Annotated in this window: 1 protein-coding gene; it reads right to left on the bottom strand. The window is 59.5% G+C overall.

Annotation, left to right across the window (positions count from 1 at the left end; translation table 11 throughout):
* A partial coding sequence (locus BK660_RS30600) for a SecDF P1 head subdomain-containing protein (RefSeq protein ID WP_404942970.1) occupies positions 1-437 on the bottom strand: 437 nt, incomplete at both ends.

Below are 437 nucleotides of genomic sequence, written 5' to 3'. Positions count from 1 at the left end.
CTTTCTCGACGCCATCGACCACTTGCTTGGTGTAAGTGGTGATCGGACGCTGTTCGATGAAGATCACCGCCATGCTGCGACCAACGTTCGAACGAGTAGCGCGGCTCATCAGCTCACCACCATGACCATCCAGACGGATGTTCACTTCAGGCGTGCCGTGCTCGCCGAAACCGGCCTTGGCGTCGGTAACCTGGTCACCGGTGATGATCAGACCACGCTCGATCTGTGCTGGCGGACGATTGCCTTCACGGAACTCGAAGGTTTCGGAAGTGGCTTTCGAAGCACCCGGCTCAGCAGCCAGACGGAATTCAAGGTTGGCCGTCTTGCCGAGAATACGCTTGGCTTCGGCAGTGTCCTGCACGCCCGGCAGCTCAACCACAATGCGGTTGGCGCCCTGACGCTGAACGATCGGTTCGGCAACACCCAGCTCGTTGACG

It is taken from the genome of Pseudomonas brassicacearum, assembly GCF_003732265.1.
GTDB lineage: Bacteria > Pseudomonadota > Gammaproteobacteria > Pseudomonadales > Pseudomonadaceae > Aquipseudomonas > Aquipseudomonas brassicacearum_D.
This window is presented reverse-complemented; position numbering and strand designations above follow the sequence as displayed.